Origin of the sequence: Corallococcus sp. AB011P, from assembly GCF_003611605.1 — a bacterium.
GTDB classification, from domain to species: Bacteria; Myxococcota; Myxococcia; order Myxococcales; family Myxococcaceae; genus Corallococcus; species Corallococcus coralloides.
Genome location: NZ_RAVX01000003.1, coordinates 362,453 through 388,550 on the forward strand (window position 1 = coordinate 362,453; position 26,098 = coordinate 388,550).

The 26,098-nt window shown below is 69.6% G+C and carries 21 protein-coding genes; 8 read left to right on the forward strand and 13 right to left on the reverse strand.

All coding sequences use genetic code 11. From position 1 onward, the window contains the following. Positions 1–52: 52 nt before the first annotated feature. Positions 53–1,045, reverse strand: a complete 993-nt coding sequence (locus D7X30_RS11235; RefSeq protein WP_120562885.1) for an aldo/keto reductase — start codon at positions 1,043–1,045, stop codon at positions 53–55. A 155-nt stretch (positions 1,046–1,200) separates the two neighbouring features. On the opposite strand from D7X30_RS11235, the gene D7X30_RS11240 reads away from it, so the two are divergent. From D7X30_RS11240 to D7X30_RS11250, 3 genes are all read left to right on the forward strand, one after another. Further along, positions 1,201–2,247, forward strand: a complete 1,047-nt coding sequence (locus D7X30_RS11240) for an ABC transporter substrate-binding protein (RefSeq protein WP_120562886.1) — start codon at positions 1,201–1,203, stop codon at positions 2,245–2,247. A gap of 898 nt (positions 2,248–3,145) precedes the next feature. Next, positions 3,146–4,804 (forward strand): iron ABC transporter permease, encoded by a 1,659-nt coding sequence (locus D7X30_RS11245; RefSeq protein WP_120562887.1) that lies wholly within the window; start codon positions 3,146–3,148, stop codon positions 4,802–4,804. Continuing rightward, on the forward strand, positions 4,804–5,838 hold the full coding sequence (locus D7X30_RS11250) for an ABC transporter ATP-binding protein (RefSeq protein WP_199724242.1): 1,035 nt from the start codon (positions 4,804–4,806) through the stop codon (positions 5,836–5,838). The genes D7X30_RS11245 and D7X30_RS11250 overlap by 1 nt, the downstream gene beginning before the upstream one ends. Positions 5,839–5,841: 3 nt before the next feature. Here D7X30_RS11250 and D7X30_RS11255 read toward each other — a convergent pair whose 3' ends face one another. After that, positions 5,842–6,453: a pyridoxamine 5'-phosphate oxidase family protein gene (locus tag D7X30_RS11255; protein WP_120562889.1), complete on the reverse strand. Its 612-nt coding sequence runs from the start codon at positions 6,451–6,453 to the stop codon at positions 5,842–5,844. 117 nt (positions 6,454–6,570) lie between these two features. Between D7X30_RS11255 and D7X30_RS11260 the strand changes: the two genes are divergently transcribed. Both D7X30_RS11260 and D7X30_RS11265 read left to right on the forward strand, forming a co-directional pair. Next, positions 6,571–7,032 carry a carboxymuconolactone decarboxylase family protein gene (locus D7X30_RS11260; RefSeq protein WP_120562890.1) on the forward strand — a complete coding sequence of 154 codons (462 nt, stop codon included), beginning with the start codon at positions 6,571–6,573 and terminating at the stop codon, positions 7,030–7,032. Position 7,033: 1 nt separating this feature from the next. After that, positions 7,034–7,897 (forward strand): sigma-70 family RNA polymerase sigma factor, encoded by an 864-nt coding sequence (locus D7X30_RS11265; RefSeq protein ID WP_120562891.1) that lies wholly within the window; start codon positions 7,034–7,036, stop codon positions 7,895–7,897. 4 nt (positions 7,898–7,901) lie between these two features. On the opposite strand, the gene D7X30_RS11270 is transcribed toward D7X30_RS11265, so the two are convergent. Further along, positions 7,902–8,795 carry a LysR family transcriptional regulator gene (locus D7X30_RS11270; RefSeq protein WP_158619242.1) on the reverse strand — a complete coding sequence of 298 codons (894 nt, stop codon included), beginning with the start codon at positions 8,793–8,795 and terminating at the stop codon, positions 7,902–7,904. A gap of 77 nt (positions 8,796–8,872) precedes the next feature. On the opposite strand from D7X30_RS11270, the gene D7X30_RS11275 reads away from it, so the two are divergent. Further along, on the forward strand, positions 8,873–10,099 hold the full coding sequence (locus D7X30_RS11275) for an MFS transporter (protein WP_120562893.1): 1,227 nt from the start codon (positions 8,873–8,875) through the stop codon (positions 10,097–10,099). On the opposite strand, the gene D7X30_RS11280 is transcribed toward D7X30_RS11275, so the two are convergent. After that, the gene (locus D7X30_RS11280; RefSeq protein ID WP_233591514.1) at positions 10,092–10,307 is read right to left on the reverse strand and encodes a LysR substrate-binding domain-containing protein; all 216 of its coding nucleotides are present in this window, start codon (positions 10,305–10,307) and stop codon (positions 10,092–10,094) included. The genes D7X30_RS11275 and D7X30_RS11280 overlap by 8 nt on opposite strands. Positions 10,308–10,349: 42 nt before the next feature. On the opposite strand from D7X30_RS11280, the gene D7X30_RS11285 reads away from it, so the two are divergent. Then, positions 10,350–11,312, forward strand: coding sequence for a bifunctional 2-polyprenyl-6-hydroxyphenol methylase/3-demethylubiquinol 3-O-methyltransferase UbiG (locus D7X30_RS11285; RefSeq protein WP_120562894.1), 963 nt, complete (start codon positions 10,350–10,352; stop codon positions 11,310–11,312). Here D7X30_RS11285 and D7X30_RS11290 read toward each other — a convergent pair. The 5 genes from D7X30_RS11290 to D7X30_RS11310 form a co-directional block, all read right to left on the reverse strand. After that, positions 11,279–11,800, reverse strand: coding sequence for a hypothetical protein (locus D7X30_RS11290; protein WP_147443165.1), 522 nt, complete (start codon positions 11,798–11,800; stop codon positions 11,279–11,281). The two genes, D7X30_RS11285 and D7X30_RS11290, sit on opposite strands and share 34 nt — an antisense overlap. A gap of 43 nt (positions 11,801–11,843) precedes the next feature. Continuing rightward, a complete protein-coding gene (locus D7X30_RS11295; RefSeq protein WP_158619243.1) occupies positions 11,844–12,485 on the reverse strand; it encodes a hypothetical protein in 642 nt (213 codons plus the stop codon). Positions 12,486–12,614: 129 nt separating this feature from the next. Beyond that, entirely contained in the window at positions 12,615–13,016 is a 402-nt protein-coding gene (locus D7X30_RS11300; protein ID WP_158619244.1) for a DUSAM domain-containing protein, read from the reverse strand. A gap of 472 nt (positions 13,017–13,488) precedes the next feature. Continuing rightward, positions 13,489–13,950 (reverse strand): YdeI/OmpD-associated family protein, encoded by a 462-nt coding sequence (locus tag D7X30_RS11305; RefSeq protein WP_120562898.1) that lies wholly within the window; start codon positions 13,948–13,950, stop codon positions 13,489–13,491. A 15-nt stretch (positions 13,951–13,965) separates the two neighbouring features. Further along, positions 13,966–14,748, reverse strand: a complete 783-nt coding sequence (locus D7X30_RS11310) for a class I SAM-dependent methyltransferase (protein ID WP_120562899.1) — start codon at positions 14,746–14,748, stop codon at positions 13,966–13,968. A 167-nt stretch (positions 14,749–14,915) separates the two neighbouring features. On the opposite strand from D7X30_RS11310, the gene D7X30_RS11315 reads away from it, so the two are divergent. Continuing rightward, positions 14,916–17,321 carry an ABC transporter permease gene (locus D7X30_RS11315; RefSeq protein WP_120562900.1) on the forward strand — a complete coding sequence of 802 codons (2,406 nt, stop codon included), beginning with the start codon at positions 14,916–14,918 and terminating at the stop codon, positions 17,319–17,321. Positions 17,322–17,325: 4 nt separating this feature from the next. Here the strand turns inward: D7X30_RS11315 and D7X30_RS43580 are convergent, their stop codons facing one another. The 4 genes from D7X30_RS43580 to D7X30_RS11345 all read right to left on the reverse strand — a co-directional run bounded on the left by D7X30_RS43580 (position 17,326) and on the right by D7X30_RS11345 (position 26,091). After that, the gene (locus tag D7X30_RS43580) at positions 17,326–20,706 is read right to left on the reverse strand and encodes an ATP-binding protein (RefSeq protein WP_120562901.1); all 3,381 of its coding nucleotides are present in this window, start codon (positions 20,704–20,706) and stop codon (positions 17,326–17,328) included. A 186-nt stretch (positions 20,707–20,892) separates the two neighbouring features. Further along, positions 20,893–21,483 carry a DUF642 domain-containing protein gene (locus tag D7X30_RS11325; protein ID WP_120562902.1) on the reverse strand — a complete coding sequence of 197 codons (591 nt, stop codon included), beginning with the start codon at positions 21,481–21,483 and terminating at the stop codon, positions 20,893–20,895. Between the two features lie 132 nt (positions 21,484–21,615). Continuing rightward, complete coding sequence (locus tag D7X30_RS41935; RefSeq protein WP_199724243.1) at positions 21,616–23,790, reverse strand: putative metal-binding motif-containing protein; 2,175 nt, start codon at positions 23,788–23,790, stop codon at positions 21,616–21,618. Positions 23,791–23,847: 57 nt separating this feature from the next. After that, positions 23,848–26,091 carry a hypothetical protein gene (locus D7X30_RS11345; protein ID WP_120562905.1) on the reverse strand — a complete coding sequence of 748 codons (2,244 nt, stop codon included), beginning with the start codon at positions 26,089–26,091 and terminating at the stop codon, positions 23,848–23,850. Positions 26,092–26,098: the final 7 nt, after the last annotated feature.

Here is a 26,098-nt window from a genome sequence, read left to right on the forward strand (position 1 = left end):
GCATTCATATTTGCCGGTTTTGACATGTCTTGCCAGGAAGTCAGGAACAACCTCAGCCGAGCCACTGGGGATTCTGGACGGTTCCGTCGAAGTGGTGGCTCGTCTTGTACTTCTCGTAGGCGCCGTCCTGGGCCGCGTCCTTCGTCCTGGCGAGCAGGGCCTGGATGTCCTTTTCGTTCAGGGGCTTGAAGGTGCGCGCGGCGGTCAACGCCTGCTGTAGGCGCTCCTGCGAATCGATGCCGGTGATGACGACGCTGACGGGCAGGGACAGGTTGTAGCGGAGGCACTCGGGCGCGGTGACGGTCTTGCTGTCCAGGATGAACGGGTCGCCCATGGACTTCATGGCGAGCACTCCGATGCCCTCCTTCACGAGCACGGGCAGCACGCGCTTCTCGAAGCTGTTGAAGTGGGCGTCCATCACGTTGAGGGGCAGCTGCACGGCGTCGAAGCGGAAGCCGTGATTCTTCGCGGTCTCCAGCATCTTCAGGTGGATGTCCGGGGACTTGTGGCCGGTGAAGCCCAGGAAGCGCGCCTTGCCGGCCTTCTGCGCGTCCTTCATGGCCTCGATGGCGCCGCCTTCGGCGAAGGCGCGGTCGGGGTCGTTATCACGGATGACTTCGTGGAGCTGGAGCAGGTCCAGGTGGTCCGTCTGGAGGCGCTGGAGGGATTCGTCGATCTGCTTCGCGGCGGTCTTCTTGTCGCGGCCGTCGATCTTCGTCATCAGGAAGGCCTTGGCGCGGTAGCCGTCGCGCAGCGCCTTGCCCATGCGCTCCTCGCTCTTGCCGTCGTTGTAGTCCCAGCAGTTGTCCAGGAAGTTGATGCCCTGGTCCAACGCGCCGCGGATGAGCGCGATGCTCTCCGACTCCTCCTTCTGCTTGCCGATGTGGAAGCCCCCGAGCCCGATGCACGACACCTCCTGGCCGGTGCGGCCCAGCTTGCGGCGGGGCACGGAGGGCCCGTTCTTCGCCTTCCTGGGCGAGGCCCCGAGCACTGGCGGGGCAACCATCAGCGACATCGTCGCGGCGAGGAATTCCTTCCGGGTCATGCGCGGGCGTCCTTCCAGAGAGCAGGTAGCGTCTGGGAGGCCGACGTTGGGACCGGGTGACGCCCGGGACAATGGGCGCGCGGGCCGAATGTGCAGGAGCCACCGCAGCGGACCAGGTGTGCAGGGAGGGCGCGTGCCGCATAATCGACACCCGCATGCGCATCCCTCTCCTTGTGCGGCGCGTGGGGCCGCTCCTCGCGCTGATCCTCCTGGCCGCGTGCCGCATCGAATCCGCCGCGCCGTCGGGAGGCGCCGCCGTGGCGCAGGCTTCAACCCCATCAGGCGAAGTGTGGGTCTACACGTCGATGTACCGGCACGTGCTGGATGCGCTGGAGCCCTTGCTCAAGGAGCGGCTGCCCGGCGTGCAGGTGCACTGGTATCAGGCGGGCAGTGAGAAGGTGGCCAGCCGGCTGGAGGCGGAGCGGGCCGCGGGCGCGGTGCGAGCGGACGTGTTGATGACGTCGGATCCGTTCCTCTACGAGCGGCTGGCGAGGGAAGGCGCGTTCCTGCGCTACGCGTCCGTGAACGCGCTGCGCATTCCGCGAACACTGGTGGACCTGGACGCGAGGTACGCGGCGGTGCGCCTGTCCACGATGGTGCTGGTGCACCGCGCGGGCGCGGGCGAGGCTCCGAAGTCATTCGCGGCGCTGGTGGATGGGAGCTGGAAGGGAAGGGTGGCCATCGGGGATCCACTCACGTCCGGCACCGCGTTCACGTGGGCGGTGTTCCTGCACGCCCGGCGCGGGGATGCGTACTTCGCGGGGCTGCGCGAAAAGGGCGCGGTGGTGGCGGGTGGCAACGCGGCGGTGCTCCAGAAGGTGGAGAGCGGCGAGGTGGACGCGGGCGTGCTGCTGCTGGAGAACGCGCTGGCGGCGAAAGCAAAGGGCAGCCCCATCGAGGTCATCTGGCCGGAGGACGGAGCGGTGGTCATCCCGGGACCGGTGGGGCTGTTCGCGTCGACTCGCAATCCGGTGGCGGCGAAGGCGCTGGTGGATGTGCTGCTGTCACCGGAGGGCCAGCGCATCATCGTGGAGAAAGGCGATATGCACGCCGTGGATCCGCGCCTGAGCGGCCCGCGTGGCGAGCCCGGCGTGGACGGTTTGCTGAACCGCGCCCAGGCCTGGACGCCGGAGCTGCTGGAGCAGGGGCTGCTGCACGGCGGTGACATCAAGGAAGCCTTCAGCAAGGCCTTCGCGCGATGAGCCAGGAACGCGAGACCCGCCATGGGGACGCGGCGTGGCAGCCAACGCCGATTCGGGCCCAGCGTCCCCGGACCTCCAGGGAGACCGCCTCCGGGCCGGCACGAGCAAAACCTGTCCGACAGTCGGACAAGACGCGGCGGCCCCAACCCGTCCAACTGTCCGACAGGTTTCCGTGGTGCGGATGGCGCGACGGGCCCCCATCCCTGGTGGGGGGCTCGACCAGTCCCATGCGAATCATCCGCGGGGGCGCATCAGCCCAGGGGGACCGCAGCGGCGGTCCAAACCTGTCGGACAGTCGGCCCCGTTCGCGCGGTGGCTCCAACCTGTCGGACAGTCGGACCCGTTCGCACGGTGGCTCCAACCTGTCGGACAGTCGGACCCGTTCGCACGGTGGCTCCAACCTGTCGGACAGTCGGACCCGTTCGCACGGTGGCTCCAACTTGTCGGACAGTCGGACCCGTTCGCGCGGTGGCTCCAACTTGTCGGACAGTCGGACCCGTTCGCACGGTGGCTCCAACTTGTCGGACAGTCGGACCCGTTCGCACAGTGGCTCCAACCTGTCGGACAGTCGGACAGGAGGCGGCGGCCCCAACCTGTCCGGCTGTCCGACAGGTTCTTGCCGTGTCCCCAACCTGTCGGACAGTCGGACCGGTTCATGCGGTGGCCTCAACCGGTCGGACTGTCGGACAGGTTTGTGTGTTGGCTCCGGCTTGTCGGACCGTCGGATGGGTTCGTGCGGTGGTGCCGACTTGTCCGACTGTCGGACAGGTTTTTGGGGTGCTCCGCCGCCGGGGCGCCTCGGTGGGCTTCTCTCTTTCTCATCCGATTGGACGGGGCGCACTGCCGTGGGCCTGGCGCACTGCGGGCGCATTCGCTCGACCCTCGATGGGGGCGCGCGATGAGGGGGCGGTGGATTGCGTTGGCCTTGTGGCTGGTGCCGCTGCTGCTCTTCGCGGTGGTTCCGGTCGTGGCGCTCCTGGTGCGGGGCGTGGGGGCGGCGACGGGCGGACTGGGTTCGGTGCTCTCGGCGGAGTCCGGGGCGCTGGTGAACACGCTGGGCATCTCCCTGGGGGCGACGGCGTGGGCGCTGTGCCTGGGGGCTCCGCTCGCCTTCCTCCTGTTCCGCACGGACCTGCCCCTGCGTGGCGCGTTCACCGTGCTGTTCACGCTGCCGTCCGCCATCCCCGCATTCATCTGGGGCATGGGGTGGCTGTCGCTCGCGAGCCCTCGTGCTGGCTACCTGAACCGCATGTTGGGCGCGGACGTGTTCGACCTCTATGGCGCGGCGGGCATCGCGTTCGTGGAGGGACTTTCGGGCCTGCCGTTGGTGCTGCTCGCCGGGGCCGCGGCGCTGCGGCGCGTGGACCCGGCTCTGGAAGAAGCGGCGCGGGTGTGTGGCGCTTCACCGCTTCGCGCCGTGCTGAACACCACCGTGCCTCTGGTGCTGCCCGCGCTGTTGTCGGGCGCGGTGATGGTGTTCCTCATGGCAGCGTCGTCCTTTGGCGTGCCGTACCTGCTGGGCGTGTCGGCGTCGCCGCCCACCCGCGTTCTCACCACCCGCATCTATGAGCTGGTGCTGCTTGGCAGCGAAGAAGGTTTGCCGCGGGCGTCGGTGCTCGCGTCGTTCCTCCTGCTGCTTACTCCGCTGGCGCTGGGGCTGACGTGGTTGTTGGGCCGGAGCGGACGGGTGCGATTGAGCGCGGGGAAGGGTGTGTCTCCTCGGGTGCTCGCGTTGGGCGCGTGGCGGACGGCGGCGCTCGCCGGGGTGGGCCTGGTGGGCGGCGTCCTGGTGGTTCTGCCCCTGGCGGCCATCCTGCTTACTTCTCTGCAACGCAGCTTTGGCGCGGCGCTGACCTGGGACACGCTGACGCTGTCGCACTGGTCCGGAGTGCTTTGGGATGCGCGCACGCTGCGGGCCACGGGGCGCAGTGTGTTGCTCGCGGCCGGGGCGGGGCTCTTGGTGGTGGGGCTGGGGCTTTCGGCGGCGCTCTTGCGGCGGGCCTTCCGTCGCGGCGGCGCGGGCGTGGAGGCCCTGGCGGTGTGGCCCTTCGCGGTCCCGGGCACGGTGCTGGCGCTCGCTCTGCTGGTGGCGTTCTCACGGGACTGGCGGCTGGTGGTGCTGGACCGCTTCGCGTTCGTGCTGGCCCTGGCGCACACGCCTTGGCTGATGCTCGTGGGTTATGTGGGGAAGTACCTGGCGCTCGGCGAACGCAACAGCTCCGAGGCCCTGGCCCAGGTGGATCCTTCGCTCGCGGAGGCCGCGCGCGTCGGCGGTGCCGGGCCCGTGCGTGCGTTCGTGGACGCGACGCTGCCGCTGCTCCGGCCCGCGCTCACGGTGGCGTTCGTGCTCGCGTTCCTCGCGTGTGCCACGGAGATCACCCTGTCCGTGCTGCTGGTGCCCGCGGGCTCCGAGGTGCTGGGGACCTTGCTGTTCGAGTTGCAGAGTTATGCGGACCCTGCCGCCGCGGCCGTGCTCGCGTGCGCGTTCGTGGCGCTGGTGGTCGCGGGACAGGCCGTGCTCGCGTGGGCTCGGCGTCGAGTGCCGGAGGTGCGGTGATGGCGGCCATCGTCCTGGAGGGACTGGTCAAGGCTTACGGCGGGACGCCCGTGGTGCGCGGCTTGAGCCTTCAAGTGGGGCAGGGCGAGCTGGTGTCCCTGCTGGGCCCTTCCGGTTGCGGGAAGACGACGACCCTACGGATGCTCGCGGGGTTGGAGCATCCGGACGCGGGCATCATCCGCCTGGGTGACGAAGTAGTCGCCGGTCCCGGCGTACGTGTTCCACCCGAGAAGCGAGGCCTGGGCATGGTGTTCCAGAGCTACGCCATCTGGCCGCATCGCAGCGTCGAGGCGAACGTCGCCTATCCCCTGGCGCTCCGGAAGGTGCCCCGCCACGAGATTGCTTCACGGGTGCGCGAAGCCCTGCGCTGGGTTCGGCTGGAGCCGTTCGCCACGCGGATGCCGCACGAGCTGTCCGGCGGACAGTTGCAGCGCGTGGCGCTCGCGCGGGCGCTGGTGGCGGGGCCTCGCGTGTTGCTGTTGGACGAGCCCCTGTCGAACCTGGACGCGGCCCTGCGTGAGGAGCTGCGCGCGGAGATCGCCGCGCTGCGGGCCCGGCTGGGCACGACACTCGTGTTCGTCACGCATGATCAGGGCGAAGCCCTGGCCCTGTCGGACCGCATCGCCGTGATGAACCGGGGCGTCATCGAACAGGTGGACACACCAGAGCGGCTGTACCGGGAACCGGCGACGCCGTTCGTCGCGGGCTTCGTCGGAGGCGCGAACGTGCTGCGGGGCGAGGTGCGCGCGGGCACCTTCCACTGCGCGGGGACGGACACTGCGTTCGACCTGCCCATGGACGCGAAGCCCGGGCCGGGGACGCTGGTCGTGCGCCCGGAGGACCTGGAGCTGGGGGAGACCGGGACGCCCCTGGTGCTCTCCGCTCGGTTGTTCCTGGGGCATGCGGCGGAGTACCGCTTCCCGGTGGGGGATGCGTTCCTTCGTGTCATCGGGCCGGCGCTGGAGGGCGTACGCGCCGGTCAGACGCTCCGGGTGCGCGTGCGCAAGGCCACGGTGTTCGACGCGGGCGCTTGAGGCTCAGTACAGAGTCGTCTTCACCCGGCCTGGCAGTTCGCGGTCGTACTCGCCGCCGTCGAAGTCTTCCGGGCTCAGCGCTTCGAGGATGGAGCCGGGGCTTGGGAATTCGGCGCGGGTGACATGCCGGGCCGGGTCCCAGAGCCCGGAGCGGATCAACGCGCGACTGCACTGGAAGTAGACCGTCTCCACGGTGATGCGCAGCACGGAGCGGGGCTGTTTTCCCTCGAAGGTGAAGCGCTCGAGCATGGACGGTTCGATGACGATGCTCGCCCGGCCGTTGACGCGCAGGGTCTCGTTCACGCCCGGGACGAAGAACAGCAGCGCGACGCGCGGATCCGCCAGGATGTTCCGCAGCGAGTCCATGCGGTTGTTGCCCCGGCGGTCGGGCAGCAGCAGCGTGCGCGCGTCCTCGATGACCACGAACCCCGCGGGGTCCCCCCGGGGCGAGGCATCCAGCCCTTCAGGGCCGGAGGTGGCGAGCACCATGAACGGCGAGCGCTCGATGAAGGGCCGGTACGCTGGATGGAGGTGGTCCACCTCCTTGAGCACGGACGACTTCCCAGGGACCCCGTACAGGCGTTCGAGCGTCTCCACATCGTTCACGGTCTTCATCCGCGGGCGCCTCCTGGGACCTTTTTAGGCATTTAAAATGCCCATGTCACACGCGGCCCCCGCTGCCTCGTCCTGGGGATGGGAAGGCACTTCGCCACCCAGAACAAGGAGTTCCCAATGAAGGCCAGGATGAATCCTTTCGCGGTCGCGCCGGAAGCCCTCAAGTCGATGATGGACTTCAGCGGGAAGGTGTCGGCGCTCGGGCTGGAGTCGAACCTCCAGGAGTTGGTGAAGATCCGCGCTTCGCAGCTCAATGGCTGCGCCTTCTGCATCCACATGCACACCCGCGACGCCCGCGCGCACGGGGAGACCGAGGAGCGCATCTACCTGCTGGACGGCTGGCGTGAGTCGCCGCTGTACACCGAGCGCGAGCGGGCGGCCCTGGGCTGGACCGAGACCCTGACGCTCGTCTCCCAGACGCACGCCCCGGATACGGACTACGATGCGCTCAAGCCGCACTTCACCGAAGAGGAGATCGTGAGCCTGACCCTCCTGATTGGCATGATCAACACCTGGAACCGGATCTCCGTTGGCTTCCGGTCCATGCACCCGGTGACCTCGCGCAGTGAAGCCGCCTGACGTGAACCCCGCGGACGCCTTCGACCCGCTCCGCCCCCGCCTGCTCCGCATCGCGTACCGGATGCTGGGCATCGTCGCGGAGGCGGAGGACGTGGTGCAGGAGGCGTACCTCCGTTGGCACCAGACGGACCGCGACGCCGTGCGGGACGCCGAGGCCGTGCTCGTCCGCACGGTGACCCGGCTGTGCCTGGACGTCCTGAAGTCCGCGCGCGTGCGGCGCGAGGAGTACGTGGGGACCTGGCTTCCAGAGCCCATCATCGAGACAGTGGAGGGCGACGACTTGACGCTGACCCTGATGATGGCCCTGGAGCGCCTGTCCCCGCTGGAGCGCGCCGCGTTCCTCCTGCACGACGTGTTCGGCATGGACTTCGAGGAGGTGGCGAAGGCCATCGACCGCGATCCCGCGGCGTGCCGCCAGCTCGCCAGCCGGGCGCGGGCCCACGTCCAGGAGGCCCGGCCCCGCTTCCCCGTGACCGAGGCGAAGGGCCACGAGCTGGCCTCGGCGTTCCATGCCGCGTCCCGGAGCGGTGACACGCACGCGCTCCAGGCGCTGCTGGCCCAGGACGTCGTGCTCTATTCGGACGGGGGCGGCAAGGCGAAGGCGGTGCTCAATCCCATCTACGGCCAGGAGAAGATCGTGCGCATGCTCGAGGCGTTCGTCCGGCGCACGGGCGTGAACTCGTCTCAGCTCGTGTACGAGGGCACCATCAACGGCCTGCCCGCGTTCGTCACGCTGGAGTCGGATGGAACGCTGCAGACCACGGCGCTCGGCATCGAGGACGGCCGCATCGTCGCCCTCTACATCACGCGCAACCCCGACAAGCTGATGGGCATCCGGCGGGCGGTGGGCGGCGAGCCGTCGTAGGGCTTCAGTGCGTGGCGAAGGACTCGCGCGCGAAGTCGACGAACCGGAGCAGGGCGGGCGTGCCGCCGGACTTGCGCCAGGCGATGGCGGTGTTCGTCACCGGCGCGTCCTCCGGCAGGTCGATGAAGGCCACGCCGGAGTGGTGCTCCGTGTCGGGCGTGTGCGGCATGGGCGCGATGCCGAAGCCCGCGGAGACGAACCAGATCTTCGTCGCGACGTTCTGCGCGTACTGGCGCACGGCGGGCTCGACGCCCGCGTCGCGGAGCCGGTCGAAGAACGCCGCGTAGTAGTCAGGCGGCGCGACGCCGGGCTCCACCAGGACGAGCGGTTCATCCCGCAGGTCCTTCCACGCCACCGCCTTCCGCTTCGCGAAGGGATGCCGTGAGGGCACCGCCAGCCGGAAGGGCTCCCGCCGGATGAGGTGCGAGACGACGTTCGGAGGCATCCGCTCGCGCGGGCGCAGGATGCCCACGTCCAATGTGCCCCGCTCCAACGCCTCCAGCTGCCACGCGGACGGATGGTTGCTCAGCTCGATGTGGACCCCTGGCACCTTCTTCTGGAAGGCCCGAAGCATCATGGCGAACCGGGGCGTCGCGAACGACGAGATGAGCCCCAGCACCAGCACGTCCTGCTCACCCCGAGCCTGCCGTGCCGCGTGCTCCTGGAACCGCTTCGCGCGCTCCAGCAACTGGTGGGCTTCTGGCAGCAGCTCGCGTCCCAGCTTCGTGAGGCGCACCGCCCGGGCCTCCCGTTCGAAGAGGGCTCCGCCCAGCTCCGTTTCGAACTTGCGGATCTGCTGACTGAGCGGCGGCTGGGCGATGTGCAGCCGCTTCGCGGCGCGGGTGAAGCTGAGCTCCTCCGCGACCGCGACGAAGTACCGCAGGTGGCGCAGCTCCATGGTCCATACGCTCCAGGTCTGGATTCCAGACCCAGGATATATTGGATGTATGGATGGGGGAGCGCTAGGCATGTCGCATGGAGACCTCCTCCGCCGTGCTCCCCGCCACCGCCGTGCCCCAGGCCGCGCCGATGGACCGCCGGCTGCTGTGGACGATGACGATGGCGACGGTGCTCGCGGTGGGCAACGTCTATTACAGCCAGCCGCTCCTGGGCGTCATCGCGCAGTCCTTCGGCCTGTCCGCCTCCGCCGTGGGCTCCGTGCCCATGTCGTCGCAGCTGGGCTATGTGGCGGGGCTGGTGCTGCTCACGCCGCTGGGCGACGTGCTGGAGAAGCGCGGCCTGCTGGTGACGATGCTGGGGCTCGCGGCGGCGGCGCTCTTCGCGGCGGGCCTGGCGCCCACGTTCCCCCTGTTCCTGGCCGCCTGCGTGGCCATTGGCCTGACGTCCGTGCTGGTGCAGATCCTCATCCCCTTTGTCGCGGCGCTCAGCTCGCCCGAGGAGCGGGGGAGGAACCTGGGCGTGGTGCTCAGCGCCGCGCTGGTGGGCGTGCTCATCTCCCGCACGCTCAGCGGCTTCGTGGCGACACACCTGGGCTGGCGTGGGGTGTACTTCGCGGCCGGCGCGACCATGGTGGGCCTGGCGATGACGCTGCGGCTGGGGCTGCCTCGCTACGAGTCCTCCACGCGGCTGACGTATCCGCGCCTCCTGCAGTCGCTGTGGACGCTGCTGCGGGACGTGCCGGGACTGCGAGCCATCGCGCTCACGGGCGCCCTGATGTACGCCGCGCTCTCCGCGTTCTGGGCGTCGCTGGCGTTCTTCCTGAGCAGTGACGCGTACCACCAGGGGCCGGGCACGGCGGGCATGTTCGGGCTCATCGGGACGGTGGGGGCGCTCGCCGCGAACGTCACGGGGCGGCACGCGCAGCGCATTGGCGCGCGGCGGATCGTCCGGGCGTGCATCGTCACGATGCTGGCGGCCTTCGGCGTCTTCGCCGTCTTCGGCACGCTGTGGGCCGGGCTCATCGCGGGTGTGGTGCTGCTGGACCTGGGGGCTCAGGCCGCCACGGTGTCCAACCAGACGGAGCTGTACCGCCTGCACCCCACGGCGCAGACGCGCCTCAACACGCTCTACAAGATGTTCTACTTCGTGGGCGGGGCCTGCGGTTCCGCGCTCTCCGCCATCTCCTGGGACCACGCGGGCTGGCGGGGCGTGTGCGCGGTGGGCGGTGGGTTCCTGGTCCTCGCGTTCGTGTGGGAACAGGTCCAGGCGCGGCGGGCCGCTGCGTCGCCTTCCGTCATTTGACGAAGGCGGGAACTTTCTCCGCGAGCGCGTCGATGGCGACGCGCACCCGCACGGGCAGGTGCGGCGACGTGGGCCAGCGCGCGTGGATGTCGAAGCAGAGCCCCGGGAGGTCCGTCAGCACGCGCACCCGCTGCTTGTCGCGCACGGCGTCCTGGGTGAGCCAGCAGGGCAGCCACGCCAGCCCCATGCCCGCGACGGCCGCGTCCACGATGGCCTCCAGGTCGTCGCCACGCGGAGTAGGGTGCGGCGCATGTCGTCGCGCCCCTCCGCCGAAAGTCCACGCCGCTTCCACGCCGAGCCGTTGATCCTCGTGCTGCGCCACCTGGAGGCGCTGTTGTCGTCCGGGCCCGTGTCCATCGACGTGCCGGATCCGGACCTGGGCCCCGGGCGCTATCCCGGGGAGCGTGTGGAGGGTGGGCTCGTGCACCGGCCGCTGCGGAGCTGGTGCGACCTGGCGGAGGGGCTGTCATGCCGTCTGCGCACGCCTCGCGGGGTGGACGCGACGCACGTGCGGCTCACGTTCGAGCCGCTGGGTTCGGAGGCTTCGTGGCACGCGGGAGGCGGGGCGCGGACAGAGGCGCCCCAGGAGCGCTATGGCGCGGCGTCCGACTTCGCGCGCGTGCGGAAGTTCGAGGACGCGGGCTTCCTGCTTCCCTGGCTGGAGGCGGTGGGGCGGCTGGCGCTGCCACCGGGCGCGAGGCTCCTGGACCTGGGCGTCAACCGGGGCGATGAGCTGGCCGCGTTCGCGGAGGTGGAGGGCATCCGCTTCGTCGGCGTGGACCACAGCGCGAGCGCACTGTTGGAGGCACGGGCGGCGTTTCCGGATCCGCGCCATGCGTTCATTCAGGCGGACCTGAACGCGCTGCCCTCGGACCTGGGCCGCTTCGACGTGGTGGTGTCGGTGGGCACGTTGCAGAGCCCGGGCGTGGATGACCGGGCGCTCTTGCGCACGCTGGTGCAGGAGCACCTGGAGCCCAAGGCCTCACTGGTGCTGGGCTTCCCCAACTCACGCTTCCGCGACGGAGAGGTCGTGTACGGCGCGCGCGTGCGCAACCTTCGCGAGCCGGACCTGTCGCTGCTGGTGAAGGACCTGTCCTTCTACCGCCGCTACCTGCACCAGCACGGCTTCCGCACGTTCCTGGGGGGCAAGTACGACCTGCTGCTCACGGCGGTGAGAGGTCAGGCGTTCGGCTCGGACGACGGGGGCACCTGAAGCTTGGCCTCCGCCTCCTGCTGCGAGAGGTGATGGGCCGTGAGAGGGATCACCAGCATGCTGCCCAGCCAGAAGATGAAGCCAATGGAGGGGTAGAGCAGTTCCAGGTAGCGGTCCCCGCCGCTTTCATCCGCGGGGATGGGGTTCACGTACCAGGTGAGCGACGACAGTCCGAGGACGCACGCCGCGCCGCCGACCCAGAGCGCCTTCCGGTCCGCACCCACGAGGAGCAGGACGAAGGCCAGGCACAGCAGGGGGTTCGCGAACCAGCCGAACTGCAGGGTGAACACCCCCAGCCAGCCCATGAGCAGCAGCACCATGCCCCACATCTGTTCCTCGTCACGCTTGTTCGAGTTGAACACGGTCATCGCGGGCGTCGCGCAGGCGAGCACGAAGAGCAGGGCCGACGCACCACAGGCGAGGAGGCGTGTCTTCTGTTGGGATTGGGCGTGGGCGTGGGCGGAAGGCGCTGGACGGGGAGCACTCATCGGGGCGGATGCTACTTCATTCTCCTGGCGTTCCATCGAGGGCTCAGTGCAGGACCCCGTCGTCGGAGATCCCCCACACCGGGTCGAAGCCATTGGTGATGTAGACCCGATCGAACTGGCTGTTGCAGCTCAGCACCATGGAGGCGCTCTGTGAGGGCGACAGCTTCGCGAGCCGGACGGCATGCTCGAAGGCGTCATCGGACGTCGGCTGGGCATTCTCGCGAGCGGCGCGGCAGGCTTCGTCCGCCACGGCATGAAGCCGGTACAGCCCGCGCAGCTGGTATGCCGTGCCAGAGAAGAAGAAGCACACCGGTGCGGCCAGGAGCAGTGCGAGCACCGACAACCGCCGGTTCGGCTTGGACGCCCGTGACAAGATCTCCAGGACGGCCAGGGCGAAGAACAGCCCCGCCACGATCACGAGCGGGTAATCCAGCAGCACCAGGGCAAACGGGCCGAAAGCCACCGCCGTCGCCAGGAGCATCAAGAGGAACACCGGTACGGCCAGGAGCCATGAGAGCACCGACAGCAGCCGGCTCGGCTTGAGTGCCCGCGACAGGATGGCCGCGATGGCCAGGACGAAGGACAGCCCCGCCTCGGCCGCGAGCGGGCTTCGCCTGTAACCCAGCAGCGCTTGGGGAAACGGGGCGAAGGACACCACCGCGACCAGGAGCAGCAGCAGCGCCACGATGGGCACTGCCCGCCACAGGGTCGTTTCCTCTTCCAGTCGAAGCCACCTGGGGACCATGTCTTCGGGCACCTCCGAGCCGGTTCGCTCCCGAGTCTACTTCACCGCGCGTTGCGTGAAAGTGAGAGGTCAGGCGTCTGAATCGGTTTGATTATCGTCTTCAGGCGCGTCGACGTGGTCGAGCGCGATCCGAACCTGTTCTTGGTAGAATGGGACGATCTCCACGGCGGCTGCGCGGTTGAGGACCTCTCGCGCCGCGGCGAAGTCTCCTGTCTGCTTGAGCTTGTGTGACTCCACGAGGGCTCGTGACAGTCGGCGTGACCCATCCCGAATGCGGTGATGCATTTCTCGCAAGAGCGCCGCGGCTGTGTTGGGGGCGTTCAATGCCCGCCGCGCTTCTTCTGGTGTGAGTGCCACGTCTGGCGCGACGCGAAGCAGCAGTTCGCGCACTTCCTCCGTCACTGGAAGCTCGCCATCATCCGAGAGCTGGCCTGCTAGAAACCGGACTCGATCCCAATCGCCAGGATTCATCCTCGCCCTCCAGGCCCCTGATGGCACAGCTCGAAAGGCCATGCATGTTGGCCTTTGCAGCGTTCCATGCATGCACTGCAGTCACCTGTCCATCGCGGCTTCTTCTGCCCCGCGCACAAGGTGTAGGTGTCTATGCAGTGCTGTCTCCATCCGTCATCGGATGCGTCGTCCGATTCGGCACTCGTTGCTTTCTGTGCCTGACGCGTTGCCTCGATCAACGTGGCGGTTTCGGCTGCCTCCGTTGCTGTCAGCCCACAGCTTTCGGCACTCCGAAACTTCTTCCAGCAGCACACCGTAGATGGATCCCCTGGACGGCATGCATCCGTCGCTTGGGCGAGGAAGGCATTCGCGTTCCGGCTTGGGGCTTGGTGAGTGGCGGTCGCGCAGCTCGTGCTGAGCCCGAACACGACAATCAGTCGTGTCGCGACCCGCATGTTCATGAAGGTCGCCCGGGCCTGGCAAGGCGTGAGGGTCACGGCTTCACCACCTTTGCGCGCAGCTTCTCCAGCGTCTGCGCCAGGCGGCGCGCGCGGGTCTCCTCTTTCTTGGCCTCGGTGAGCGCCTTCACGAACTCCTTGCGGTGCGTGAACGCCAGGTTCGTGAACACGTCCCGCAGCGCGGGCTCCGCGTCCAGCGCGCGCTGGAGATCCTCCGGCACCTCGATCTCCCGAGGTGCCGTGTCCCGCTCCAGCGTGATGCTCAGCGTCGCGCCGTCCTCGACGCCCGCGGCCTCGCGCACCTCCTTGGTGAAGCCCAGGTAGGTGATGCCGCCGTACACCATCAACCGGCTCCGGAAGGGCTGCCCGTTGACGGTTCCCACCACGGGCGGCCGGGCTTCGCCGTAGGCCTCGCGGCTGTCGAAGGGACAGCGCACGAACCGGCCTCCCATGTCGTTGGCCACTACGAGCTTCGCCTTGAACTTGTGAGAGGCCATGCGCGCGGCTCCGTCCTACGGCTTGACGAACTTGAACGCGAACCGGTCGCTCGTGCCCCGGCGCTCGCCCGCGGCGCCCGGACTGGAGTTCCAGTCGCGCGTGTCCTCCGGGTTGCGCCAGACCTTGCTCTCCTCCTGGAACTGGAAGCCCGCGGCCTGCACCTCGTCACGCACCAGCTGCTCGTCGATGCGGTGCAGCGTCTGGCCTTCCGTGATGCCCGTGCCCGGCTTCCCGCTGGAGTCGAGGATGACGTACACGCCGCCCGGCTTGAGCGCCTGGAACACCGCCGCGTTCATCTTCGCCCGGTCCACGCCCAGCCATCCCGCGTCGTGGTAGATGATGTGGCTCACCACCGCGTCCAGCGTGCCGTTCAGCTCGGGCGGGAAGGGCGCGTCCAGCTCGCGGTCCAGGCGCACCACGTTCTGGTTCACCGGCCGCGCCAGCCGCTCCTGCCACGGCTTCGCCGCGAACTTCTCCAGCACGATGCTGGGATTCTCGCCGTACACCTTGCCCTCGGGCCCCACCGCGCGCGCCAGCAGCTCCGTGGTGTAGCCGCCGCCCGCCATCAGCTCCGCCACGTGCATGCCGGGCTTCGCGCCCACGAACTCCAGCAGGGCGGCCGGATGCCGGCCCGCGTCCAGCTTGCGGTCCGCCTCCGTGCGGTCCGGCGCGTCCACCAGCGCCTGTGCGGACACGGACGCCACCTGCGTCTGGGTGGAGGCCGCCGGAGCCGTGGGCGTCGAGTGGGAACAGCCCGCGAGGGCCAGGAACGATGCCGCCATCAGTGCATTTCGCATGAGCGATCCATATCGCCAGCACTCGCACCTGCCTTCCGAAAAGAAGGCCGCTGTCCGCTTGCGGGACGCCACGTGCCACGAGCGGACACCGCGCGTCCGTCCCCTGGGCCCTCCGGCCCGCCAGGCGGCCGTGGCGCTAGAGTTGCAGCCCGCCCCGGACCGACACCATGTCCCAGCTCCTCCAAGACGTCCGCCTGTCGCTGCGCCGGATGCGCCGCGAGCCCGTGTTCACCTCGGTGGTGGTGGCCACGCTCGCGCTCGCCATCGGGGCCACCACCGCGGTCTTCAGCCTCGTGTACCAGGTGCTGCTCAAGCCCCTGCCGTACCCCGAACCCCAGGAGCTGCTGCGCCTCTACCAATCCACGCCGCAGCGTGAGCGGGGCGGTGTGGCGTACTCGTACCTCCAGGCGTGGCGCGAGCGCCTGGGCGCGTTCCAGGCCATCGAGGGCGTCACCGCCATGGACCAGACGCTGACCGGTCCGAGCGCGGCGCAGCGGGTGCGCGCGGGGCTCGCGACCCCGGGCCTGCTGTCCCTGCTGGGCGTGCGGCCCGAGCGTGGACAGGACTTCGGGCCGGAGTCCCAGGTGCCCGGGCGCGACCGGAGCGTGCTCGTGTCCCACGCCTTCTGGCGGAGCCACTTCGGTGGACGCGCGGACGTGGTGGGACAGACGCTCACGCTGGATGGCGCGCCCCACGTCGTCCAGGGCGTGCTGCCCGCGTCGTTCCGCTTCTGGCCGGGCGTGGACCTGTGGAAGCCCCTGACACCCGCGCCCCCGGGTCAGGCTTCGGAGGAGCTCTACCTGCGTGGCGTGGGCCGGTTGCGGCCGGGTGTCCCGCTGGAGCGCGCCCGCGCGGAGCTGGAGGAACACTCGCGCACCTGGGCCGCGACGCTGGGCGGGAATGAAGCGGCGCCCGGGGTTCGGCTGGTGCCGTTGCATGAGCAGGTGGTGGAGACCTCGCGCGAGCAGCTGTGGCTGCTGGCCGGAGTGATGGCATTGGTGCTGTGCGTGGCGTGCGCAAACGTGGCGAACCTGCTGCTCGCGCGCGCCAGTGCCCGCGAGCGCGAGGTGGCGGTGCGCGCGGCGCTGGGCGCGAGCCGGGGACAGCTGGTGCGGCAGTTCCTGGTGGAGAGCGCGGTGCTGGCCCTGATGGGCGGCGCGGTGGGCCTGCTGCTGGCGCTGTGGGGGATGGACCTCCTGCGGGTGTTCGTCCCCGGGGAGGTGGTGTCGCCGGAGGAGCTCCGGCTGGAGCCGCACGTGCTCGCCATCGCGGCGGGCCTGTCCCTGACGACCAGCGTCCTCTTCGGCCTGGTGCCCGCGCTGCGTGCATCCCGCGCGGAGGCGAAGGGAGCGCTCGGAGGGCTTCGCGGAGGGAAGGGCGCGACCGGGCCGATGCGGGCGCGCGCCGTGCTGGTGGTGGCGCAGGTCGCGCTGGCGCTCGTGCCGCTGGTGGGCGCGGGCCTGATGCTGCGCACGCTCCATGCGCTGCACACCGTGGCGCCGGGCTTCGACCCGCGAGGCGTCAGCGCGATGGACCTGTCCTTTCCACGCGAGGCCTACGGGCGGGATGACACGAGACGGAGGCAGGTGAGCGCGGAGCTGTTGGCGCGGGTGCGGGCGTTGCCGTCGGTGCAGGCCGCGGGACTGGCCAGCACGCTGCCGCTGTGGAACCGCAACGGCATCAGCGCGGTGGTGCTGCCCGGTGAGACGGAGGCGGAGGCCCAGGCGCGCGAAGCGGTCAACTTCCGCGCGGTGAGCGACGGCTACTTCGCCACGCTGCGCATCCCGCTGAAGGAGGGGCGTGACGTGAGCGCCGCGGACGGCGCGGGCGCGGCGCCGGTGATGGTGGTCAACGAGACCTTCGCGCGGCGCTTCCTGTCGAAGGGCTCCGCGTTGGGCCAGCGCGCGCGGCTGACGCTCGACGGCGAGCCGTTCCGGGAGGTGGTGGGCGTGGTGGGCGACGTGCACCACGCGAGCCTCGCGGAGGAGCCGCGCGCGGAGGTGTACCTGCCCATGGATCAATTCGAGGGCCTGTTCATGGTCCTCGCCGTGCGCGCGACCCGTGACGCGCAGGCGCTGCTGCCCGCGCTGCGCGAACAGCTTCGCGCGGTGGATCCGGACCTGCCGCTCGTCCAGGTGCGCGGCCTGGAGGCCGTGGTGGAGGAGAGCCTGGGCCGCACGCGGGTGATGGGCGGCCTGCTCACGGCCATGGCGGTGCTCGCGCTGACGTTGGCGGGCGTAGGGCTGTACGGCGTGCTGGCGTACACGGTGAGCCAGCGCACGCGCGAACTGGGCATCCGCATGGCGCTGGGCGCGACGGACCGGCAGGTGCTGTGGCTGGTGGTGGGGCAGGGGCTGCGGCTGGCGGCGATCGGCGTGGGGGTGGGGCTCGTGGGGGCGGCGGTGCTCGCGCGCGGCCTCGCGGGGATGCTCTACGGCGTGGGCGCGCTGGACGCCCTGACGTTCGGAGGCGTGCCCCTGCTGCTGGGCGCGGTGGCGCTCGTGGCCAGCTGGCTGCCCGCACGCCGCGCGCTGCGCGTGACTCCCGCCATCGCGCTCCGGGCGGACGAATAGGGCCTCAGGACACGGTGTCGTAGGCGGGGGGCGCTTCTCTCGGCAGGCGGACCGTGAACGTCGTTCCGGCCTCTTCGCTGGAGGTCGCGCTCACGTGGCCTCCGTGCGCGCGCGCCACCTGCTGCACGATGTAGAGCCCCAGCCCCACGCTGCGCGAGGACCGGCCTTCGTCATGGTGGCCGCGCCGCATGGCCTGGAAGAGGGTGGGCAGCATCTCCGGTGGGATGGGGCGGCCCCGGTTGTGGACCTCCAGCACCAGGTCGTCCCCCTCCTCGCGCGTGGACATCCGCACCGTGGAGCCGGGCTCGCTGTAGCGGAGGGCGTTGGTGACCAGGTTCTGCACCACCTGGCCCAGCCGCTCCTCGTCCCACGAGCCCAGGCCGTCGCCCTGTTGGTCCAGGACCACCTGCCGCTCCGGGAACGCCACCTGGACCTCCTCCAGCGCCTGGCGCGTGACCTCGTGGAAGTCCATGCGGCGGCGGTGCACCGGCAGCCCTCCGCCCAGCCTCGCCTGGGTCACGTCCAGCAGGTCGCGGATGAGGCGGTTCGCGCGCTCGGCGCTGCTGATGATGCGGCCGGTGTTCTTCGTCGCGCGCTCCCCCAGGTCATCGCGCTGGAGCAGGGCGTTCGCCGACAGGAGGATGGCGTTGAGCGGATTGCGCAGGTCGTGGCTGACGATGCCGATGAGCTGCTGTTCGAACTCCCGCTGCTCCCGCGCCTCCGCCTCGCGCCGGTGGCGTTCACTGATGTCCCGGCTCACCGTGGCGATGCCGATGTCCTCGCCCGTCGCGGCATCGCGCAGCATGAAGAAGTTGTAGTGCACGGGCACCGCCGCCCCGGTGCGGAAGTGGCGGAGGCGGAACTCGCCGTCCCAGCGCCCGTGCTCGCGCAGCCTGGGCAGGATGACGTCGCGCACGTAGGGGCGGTCCTCCTCCAGGAAGTAGTTGAGCAGGTGCGTGCTCCGCACCTCCTCCGGCCCCTCCAGCCCCAGCATCCGCTGGCCCGCCTCGTTGACGAACAGCGCCCGTCCGTCCGGCGCGCCAATGCCGATGAGGTCCGAGGACTGCTCCACCACCGCGATCAGCTTCTCGCGCTCCCGCTCCGCCTGGCGCTGCTCCCGGCGCGCCCGCGCCGCCGCGAGGTTGCCCTCCACGCGCGCCAGCAGCTCCCGCGCGGAGAACGGCTTCACCAGGTAGTCGGTGGCGCCCATGCGCAGGCCCTCCACCGTGGCCTCCTCGCCGGCGCGCGCGGACAGCAGGATGACGGGCACGTGCGCCGTCGCCGGGTCCTCGCGCAGCCGCCGCAGGAGCCCGAAGCCATCCAGCTCCGGCATCATCACGTCGCTGATGACGAGGTCCGGCATCCGGGCCCGGCAGGACTCCAGCGCCTCCAGCCCGTTCGCCGCGAGCGTCACCTCGAAGCGGTCCGCGAGCAACGAATGCAGGTACGCGCGCATGTCCGCGTTGTCGTCCGCGAACAGGACGTGGCCGCCCACGGTCCTCATGAGGGGCGCGGGGGCCGCGGCGACCGCGAGCATGGCCGGGGTGCCCTCCGGCCCCAACCAGCCGGAGGCCTCCTCCAGGAACGCCGCGGCGGTCGCGCTCGTCGGAGCGCGCGTGGGCGTGGACGCCGTCGTCTCCCGTGGAGCGTCGGCCTGGGAGGACGCCTCCGCGGGCAGCGTCACCGTGAAGGTGCTGCCCTGGCCTGGGCGGCTCTCCGCCTGCACTTCGCCGCCATGCAGCCGAACCAGCTCCCGCACCAGCGCGAGCCCGATACCGCTGCCTTCGTAGCTGCGTCCCCGCGCGCCCTGCACGCGGTGGAAGCGGTCGAAGATGCGCGGCAGCTCCTCCGGCGAGATGCCCGTGCCGGTGTCCGCCACGCGCAACACCGCCTGTGTTCCCCGCAGGCGCAGGCTCACGTGGATGCCGCCCTGGTGCGTGAACTTGAACGCGTTGGAGATGAGGTTGAGGACGATCTTCTCCCACTGATCCGGATCCACCTTCACGGGGTGCGGCAGCGGGGGACAGTCCACGTCGAGCGTCAGGCCCGCGCGCTCCACGGTGGAGCGGAAGCCGCTGGTGAGCCCGCGGGTGAGCGCGGCGAGGTCGGTGGGCACCGCGGTCGCGTGCAGGCGGCCCGCTTCGATGCGGGAGAACTCCAGCAGCGTGTTGACGAGCTTGAGCAGCCGCAGGCCGTTGCGGTGCACCGTCCGCTGCCGTTCGAGCTGCCGGGGACCGAGCGGCTCCAGCGGATCCTGGAGGCCGTCCTCCACCGGCCCCAGCATCAGCGCCAGCGGCGTGCGGAACTCGTGGCTCACGTTGCTGAAGAAGTCCGTCTTCGCGCGGTCCAACGCGGCCAGCGCCTCGGCGCGGCGGCGCTCCTCCTCGCGAGCGCGGGCCTGGGAGATGGCTGTCGTCACGCCCCGGGCCAGCAGCTCCAGGAAGCCCCGGTACTTCTCATCGAGCGCCAGCCGGCGGCTCAGTCCCATCACCAGGAAGCCGGCGGGCCGTGCATGCCCCACGCGCGGCAGGGGCTGCACCCACGCGGAGGCCGTTCCCTCCGGCCACGGCCCCACCGCGACGGTGCCTGACGCTCCGGGCAGCTTCTCCCAGAGGAAGGCCGCGCCGGTGCTCGCGGCGGCGCCCAGCGGCCAGTCCGCGCTCGCCTCGCCCGTGCCGTCCGGGAGGCGCGTTGATTCGGGAGCGAGTGCATCCCCCGCCGCGAGCCCGCTCGTCCCAACGAGCCGCGCGGTGCCGGTGGTGTCATCCACCAGGTAGAGCAGGGCGAAGGGCACGTCGAGCGGCGCCGCGGTGATGACGCGCATGGCTTCGCGGCAGGCGTCGTCCGTGGTGGTCCGGTCCGCGGTGGAGGCCCCCAGTTCGCGCAGCGTGTCCAGCCGCCGCGTGCCCACCACCTGTCCGGTGGTCTCCTTGAGCGCCGCGAAGATGCCCGCCACGTCGCCGGACTCGTCGCGCACGGGCGAATGGCTGTAGGTGAAGTAGCACTCCTCGACGAAGCCGTTGCGGTCGAGCGGCATCATCAGGTCATTGACGAAGATGGCCTCGCCCGTCCGGCGCATGCGCTCCCAGCCGGGGCCCAGCATGTGCCAGACCTCCGGCCAGGTGACGCCCGCGGCCTGTCCCAGGGCGGCGGGGTGCTTCGTGCGTCCGCAGATGGGCCGGTACGCGTCGTTGTAGAACTGGACGAACTCCGGACCCCACGCGACGTAGAGCGGATAGTCGGACGCGAGCACGATGCCGACGGCCGTGCGCAGCGACTGGGGCCACGTCTCCACCGGGCCCAGGGACGTCTTCGCCCAGTCCACCTGGCGAAGCAGGGCGCCACACGCGCCGCCGCCTCGCAGGATGTCGTCCACCGCGCCCATGTGCCTCCACGCCCAGGCGCGCCTTCAAGAAGGGAGGCCACTGCTGGGGCATGGAACTTCGAGGTTTCTCCATCCAATGGCCAGTGTGACGGGAGGAGCCTCCGGCGAAACGTGCGTCGATGAACGGCGGGCGCCTGGAGAGCGGCCAGGCGACCGCATGCGGAATGGGTCAGCGGACCGCGTGCATCACGGCCCGTTCACCTGGAGGTTGTCGATGGCCAGGCCACAGCCGACGCCACCGGAGGTGCTGATGAGCTCGATCCGCGAGACGGTGCTGGTGGCGTTGAACACGTAGGTGCGCGGGAAGGTCGACCACGTGCCGGAGCTGTTGGAGAAGCTGGCGGTGCTCGGGCCGTAGTTGAGGGTGGCCGACCGGGACACGGTGGTGCAGGTGGGGCTGTTGGACACGTAGAAGGACACCGTGTAGCCGGCGCCGACGACGGTGGGCACGTCCTGGTACAGGGAGCCCGCGCCCAGACCGTTGAGGTCGATGGACTGGATGCCGCTCTGCGCCGCCTTGTACGTGCTCTTCATCACCTTGATGCCGCCGGTGATGGTCCAACCCGGCAGCGCCGTGCTCCCGGGGTTGAGGATCACGTAGTTGAAATTGCCGATGTTGTTGTTCTCGAAGCTGCCGTTGGTGGCGACGTTGATGCCCTGCTCGACGTTGCCAAGCTCCGGCTCCTGGATCACGGCGTCCGGGCCCCCACAGCCCATCAGCGCGAAGAAGCCAAAGCCCACGACCGCGCTGCGACGCAGCAATTGCTTGCCATTCATATGGTGTGATTCCCCCTGAGATGTGTTTCGCCCGCGCGTCGTGCGACAGGCGAAACATACCGTACATGATTTCACATCAAGTGTGTGAAACTTCACAATGGGGGTTGCTGGGCTGGTTGCTGTCCGGGTGGGTCAGGGGAGTGCGCAGCCACCCGTGGGTGCGGGACTGATCACGGATGAGGCGTTAATGACACATGACTGGACGCTGCGCAGGTGGATGAGGCCCGCGGCGCCTCCGCCGCCGCCGCCGCCGCCATCGGTTCCGAAGGCATCCCTGCTTCCGTCCGCGCCCTTGCGGGGCGCCGCCGTGCCGGTTCCCCCTGCGCCGCCGTCGCCTCCCGTGGTGTTCCCCCCGGTACCGCCAGCGGCCGGATTCGCGGAGTCTTCGCTGCCATTGGCTCCGCTCACGCCGTCATTGTTGCTGCTGTTGCCCCCCTCGCCACCACCGCCGCCATTGGCGGTGACGCTGGCACTCACATTGAGCGTCAGTTGGAAGGCTTCGAGAACCACTCGGCCGCCACTGCCACCACCGCCACCGCCCCCTCCGATGCCTTTCTGGCCACCAAACCCGCTTGCGCCGATAGCCTTCGAAATCGTCAGGTTGCGCGCGACCGACAACTGAATGGCGCCGCCACCGGCTCCACCCGTGCCGGGAGTGGCGGAACCGTTGCCGCCACCGTTGCCACCCGGGCAGCCTCCCAGAAGGGGCTCGGGGCTGGTGGGCCGGGAAGTCCCTGCGCTGCCATGGCTTTGACTGTTGTAGCTCTTGCCTCCTTCCACCCCGGACGTGCCATTGCCATTGCCAGCGCCGCCACCGCCCCCGCCACTCTTGCCGCTGTACGTGCCGGTCCCTCCCTGGGAGGTGCCGCAGGCCGTGGTGGGATTCGTGATGCTGCCCGAGGCCAGGATGGACTGGCTGAGGTTCACGTCGCCATAGACCGCGAGGATGACGGGAGAGGGGCCAGTGATTCGCAGGGTCCCGTTCAGCTCGAGTTTCTTCACCGGAATGAGCAGCACGGGCGGATTCCCGTTCGCTTGCGGCATTGACACGATCCTGAGCGATGCCGCGGTGGAGATGGCACTGGAGGGGTTCCAGATCAGGCCGGCGGTGTCGAAGGTGATGTCTCCGCTGGTCCTGATCTCACCGATGTTCGCGCCCGCGATGGTATTCGGATCGAAGTTGTAGGGCTGATAGGGGAAAGCGCTGCACTCGGCTGTCGCCAGGCACACGCCGGGAGCTCCACCTGACGTCGTACAGGCCCCGTTGAGGTCCACTTCGTACTCACACTCGGTGCTCGTCGTGCATTGCTGCTTCACGCGGTGGCATGGAGGTGGGACGCAGGCGTTGGGAAAGCCCACGCAGTTCCCGTTCCCATCACATTGGTCCGCCGTGGTGCACATCCGCGCGTCCTGGCATGCCGTCATGTTGGGGAGTGGCGTGAAGTCACAGGCGCCCGTCCGCGCGTTGCAGGTGCCCTGCGCCTCCATGCACTGAGCCAAGGTGGTGCACGTGCGCTCCGTACCTGCGCACGTCCCGTTGTCCCCGCACGTGTCCGCAACCGTACAGGCGTTCCCATCGTCGCAGCTCTTGCCGGCCGTGGAACCCACTGCCTCACAGAGTCCGGAGGAGGGGTTGCATGCCTGGGGTGTGTCACAGGTGCCCGTGGGCTGGGAGCACGTCGTCGTCTGCGAAGGCAGACATCTTGCCTCCAGGCCGGAACCCTCACAGTGGTCCCCCGTGGTGCAGGCGTTGCCGTCGTCGCATGACTGGCCCGCGCAGTTCGCCTCCTGGCAGCCCACCCGCTGGTTGCAATTCAAGTCCGCCAGCGAGCCACAGGGTTCCGTCGCGCCGGGATGGGCGTTGGAGTTCGAATCGTCGCAGTCGGGCCGCTCCGATCCGGGGGCCTCGGCGAAGTAGCCATCGCCATCCGCGTCCGTCGCCCGCAGCGTCACGCTCCAGTCGGCGGAAGTCCCCGGGGCCACGTCCAGCGAGGGATTGTGGCGAACCTCCACGACCGTTCCCGCGCATTGCGTGCCGCTGACGGCGCTGAACGAAGTCACCGTGAGGTTCATCAGCCGGTTCCAGTCCGGCTTGCGGACCATTGCGAGCCGAAACTCCTTGTCCTGGAACTCACCGGAGGGGACGTCTGCCTTCGCCAGGTGGACGCCGTCTCCCACCTCCACGCGTACGCAGCGGGGTTCCTGGGAGACGTACTTCACCGTCACGCGAAGGACGCCCTCGGCGGGGTCCTTCATGCGGCAGGCGGAGAGCAGCACCATGCAGGTCAATAGACAGAACAGACGCATGGTGCCGCACTGTACTCACTCGCCCGCTGTTGCTGGAATTCCAGGAGGAAGCGTGCGTCAGAGAGGCTGGCAGCCTCCTGTCGAGGCGGGGCTGATCACATGACCGGACGCCTGGGTGCAGCTCCGGACGCTGCGCAGATAGATGGAGCCCGCGGCGCCACCGCCACCGCCGCCACCGCCGTTACCCAACACGACCGTTGTTCCGTTATTGCCAGGGGAGGGGAGGCTGGAGGTGCCACCCGAGCCACCGTTGCCACCCGTGGTGGCAGAACCCGCGCCGCCGTTGGCGCTGCTGTCGCTGTCCTCGCTACCACTCGCGCCATTCTCCCCAGGATTCGCGGCGAGGGTTCCTGCGCCAGCACCCTCTCCACCACCACCGCCATTGGCGGTGAGTCGCGCGGTGGACGTCAGGTTCACCTGGAAGGCTTCCAGCGCGATGCGGCCTCCGCTCCCTCCGCCGCCACCTCCCGCCGAATGGGCGGGTGAAGCGCTCGCCTTACCGCCCAAACCACCGCCGCCGCTCACGGAGAGGGCCTTGCCGACGGTCAGTGTCCTGGCGACCGAAATCTGGAAGGCGCCACCACCCGCACCGCCAAGTCCGCCGGCCGCGTTGCCCGAGCCTCCACCAGGGCCCCCCGCGCATCCACCGAGGAGTGGCGTGAAGACCAAGGGTTGCTGCAGGCCCGCGGCGCCCCGCGAGTTGCTGGCGTTGAAGCCATCTCCGCCATTCGTTCCAGCCGTCGCACCGCCAGCACCACCCCCACCGCCACCCTGGCTCCCGCTGAACGTCCCGGTCTTGCCCTGTGATGAAGAACACTGCTGATTGCCGCCGGCTCCAGGGGCCGGTGCGCCATTCACGATGCGCCCGCTGGCCAGGATGTCGTGGTCCAGCGTCGCATCCCCATACACCGCGAGGATGACCGGACGGCTGCCCACGATGCGTAGTTCGCCGCCCAGGGCCAGGGTCCGCACCGGGATGAGCAGGATGTCGGGTGCTCCTCCGCCCTGGGGCACGGTCTTGAGGGTGAGCTGACTGGTATCGGGGCCGACGTTCGAGGGCGTCCAGGACTCGGCGTCCGTGTCGAACACCACCGCGCCGGTGGTCCTCAGTTCGCCAAGCTCACCGCCAGGAATGCCGTTCGGATCGAAGTTGCTGGGCGTGTACGGGAACGCGACACACTGGCCCGTCGCGGTGCACACGCGTGGCGTTCCGGACCCGTCCAGGCTGCAGGGCAGGTTGAGCTGGGCCGGGTCCCCCGAATAGATGCAGGAGTTGTTCGCCGTGCAGCCCGCGGCGGTCTTGCACTCCACGGGAGGGCACGGCGTGTCCGTGCCGATGCACGTGCCATTGCCATCGCAGAAGCCCGGCTCATGGCAGACGTTGCCGTCCTCGCAGGACGTGGTGACCGGCTTGGGGTCGTACACACAGGTGCCGTTGGTCGGGTTGCAGGTGCCCGTGGACTCCTGGCAATCGGGGCTCGTCGGCGTGGTGCACGTCTTCAAGGTCCCCTCGCACTGCTTGTCGGCCGTACAGCGGCCATCGGTCATGCACGGGTTCCCGGGGTCGCAGGCCGCGCCGACCTGCACGTTCCCGTCAATGCACAGGCCCGTGGCGGCCTCACACGTCACCGTCGGCTGACATTGGCCCGCGGACTGCGTGCACTTGGGCGTGCCACCTCCGCACTGCGCCGACGTCCCCACGCCAATGCACCGCTTGTCCGTGTTGCACAGGTCTCCGTCCGTGCACGTCTTCGCCGAGCAGTCGAAGTCCTCGCACGCGAACTTCCCATCACAGTCGTAGTCGATGGTCGTGTCGCACTTCTCCACGGCGCCCGGGCGGACGTCCCCCTTCGTTTCGTCGCAGTCGGAAGTGCCCGCCCATTCGATGCCGGAAGGAGAGCCGTCACCGTCAGCGTCCACCGCCTTCAGCTCCACGTCGAAGCGCGTGTACTCCTTGGGGACGATCGTGAGCGCGGCGTTCGTGAACCGCTCCACCGCCTCACCCGAGCACCGGTCGCCGTCAGCCTCCGCGTACGACGACACCGTGAGGTCCAGCGTCGCGTCCCAGTCCGCCTTGCGGCGCACCGCGACCAGGACCTCGTTCTTCTCCGCGTTCTTGAACTCACTGGAGAGGATGTCCGTGGCTTCCTGGTGCCCGTTCGCGTCCTTCGCCTCCACGCGCACGCACGCGGGCTTGAAGGTGCCGTACTTCACGGACACGCGGATGGCGCCTTCGTCGGGAGCCTTCTCCCGACAGGCAGCGAGCAACAGCACACAACCCAGCAGGCAGAGCCGATTCATGGCGCCG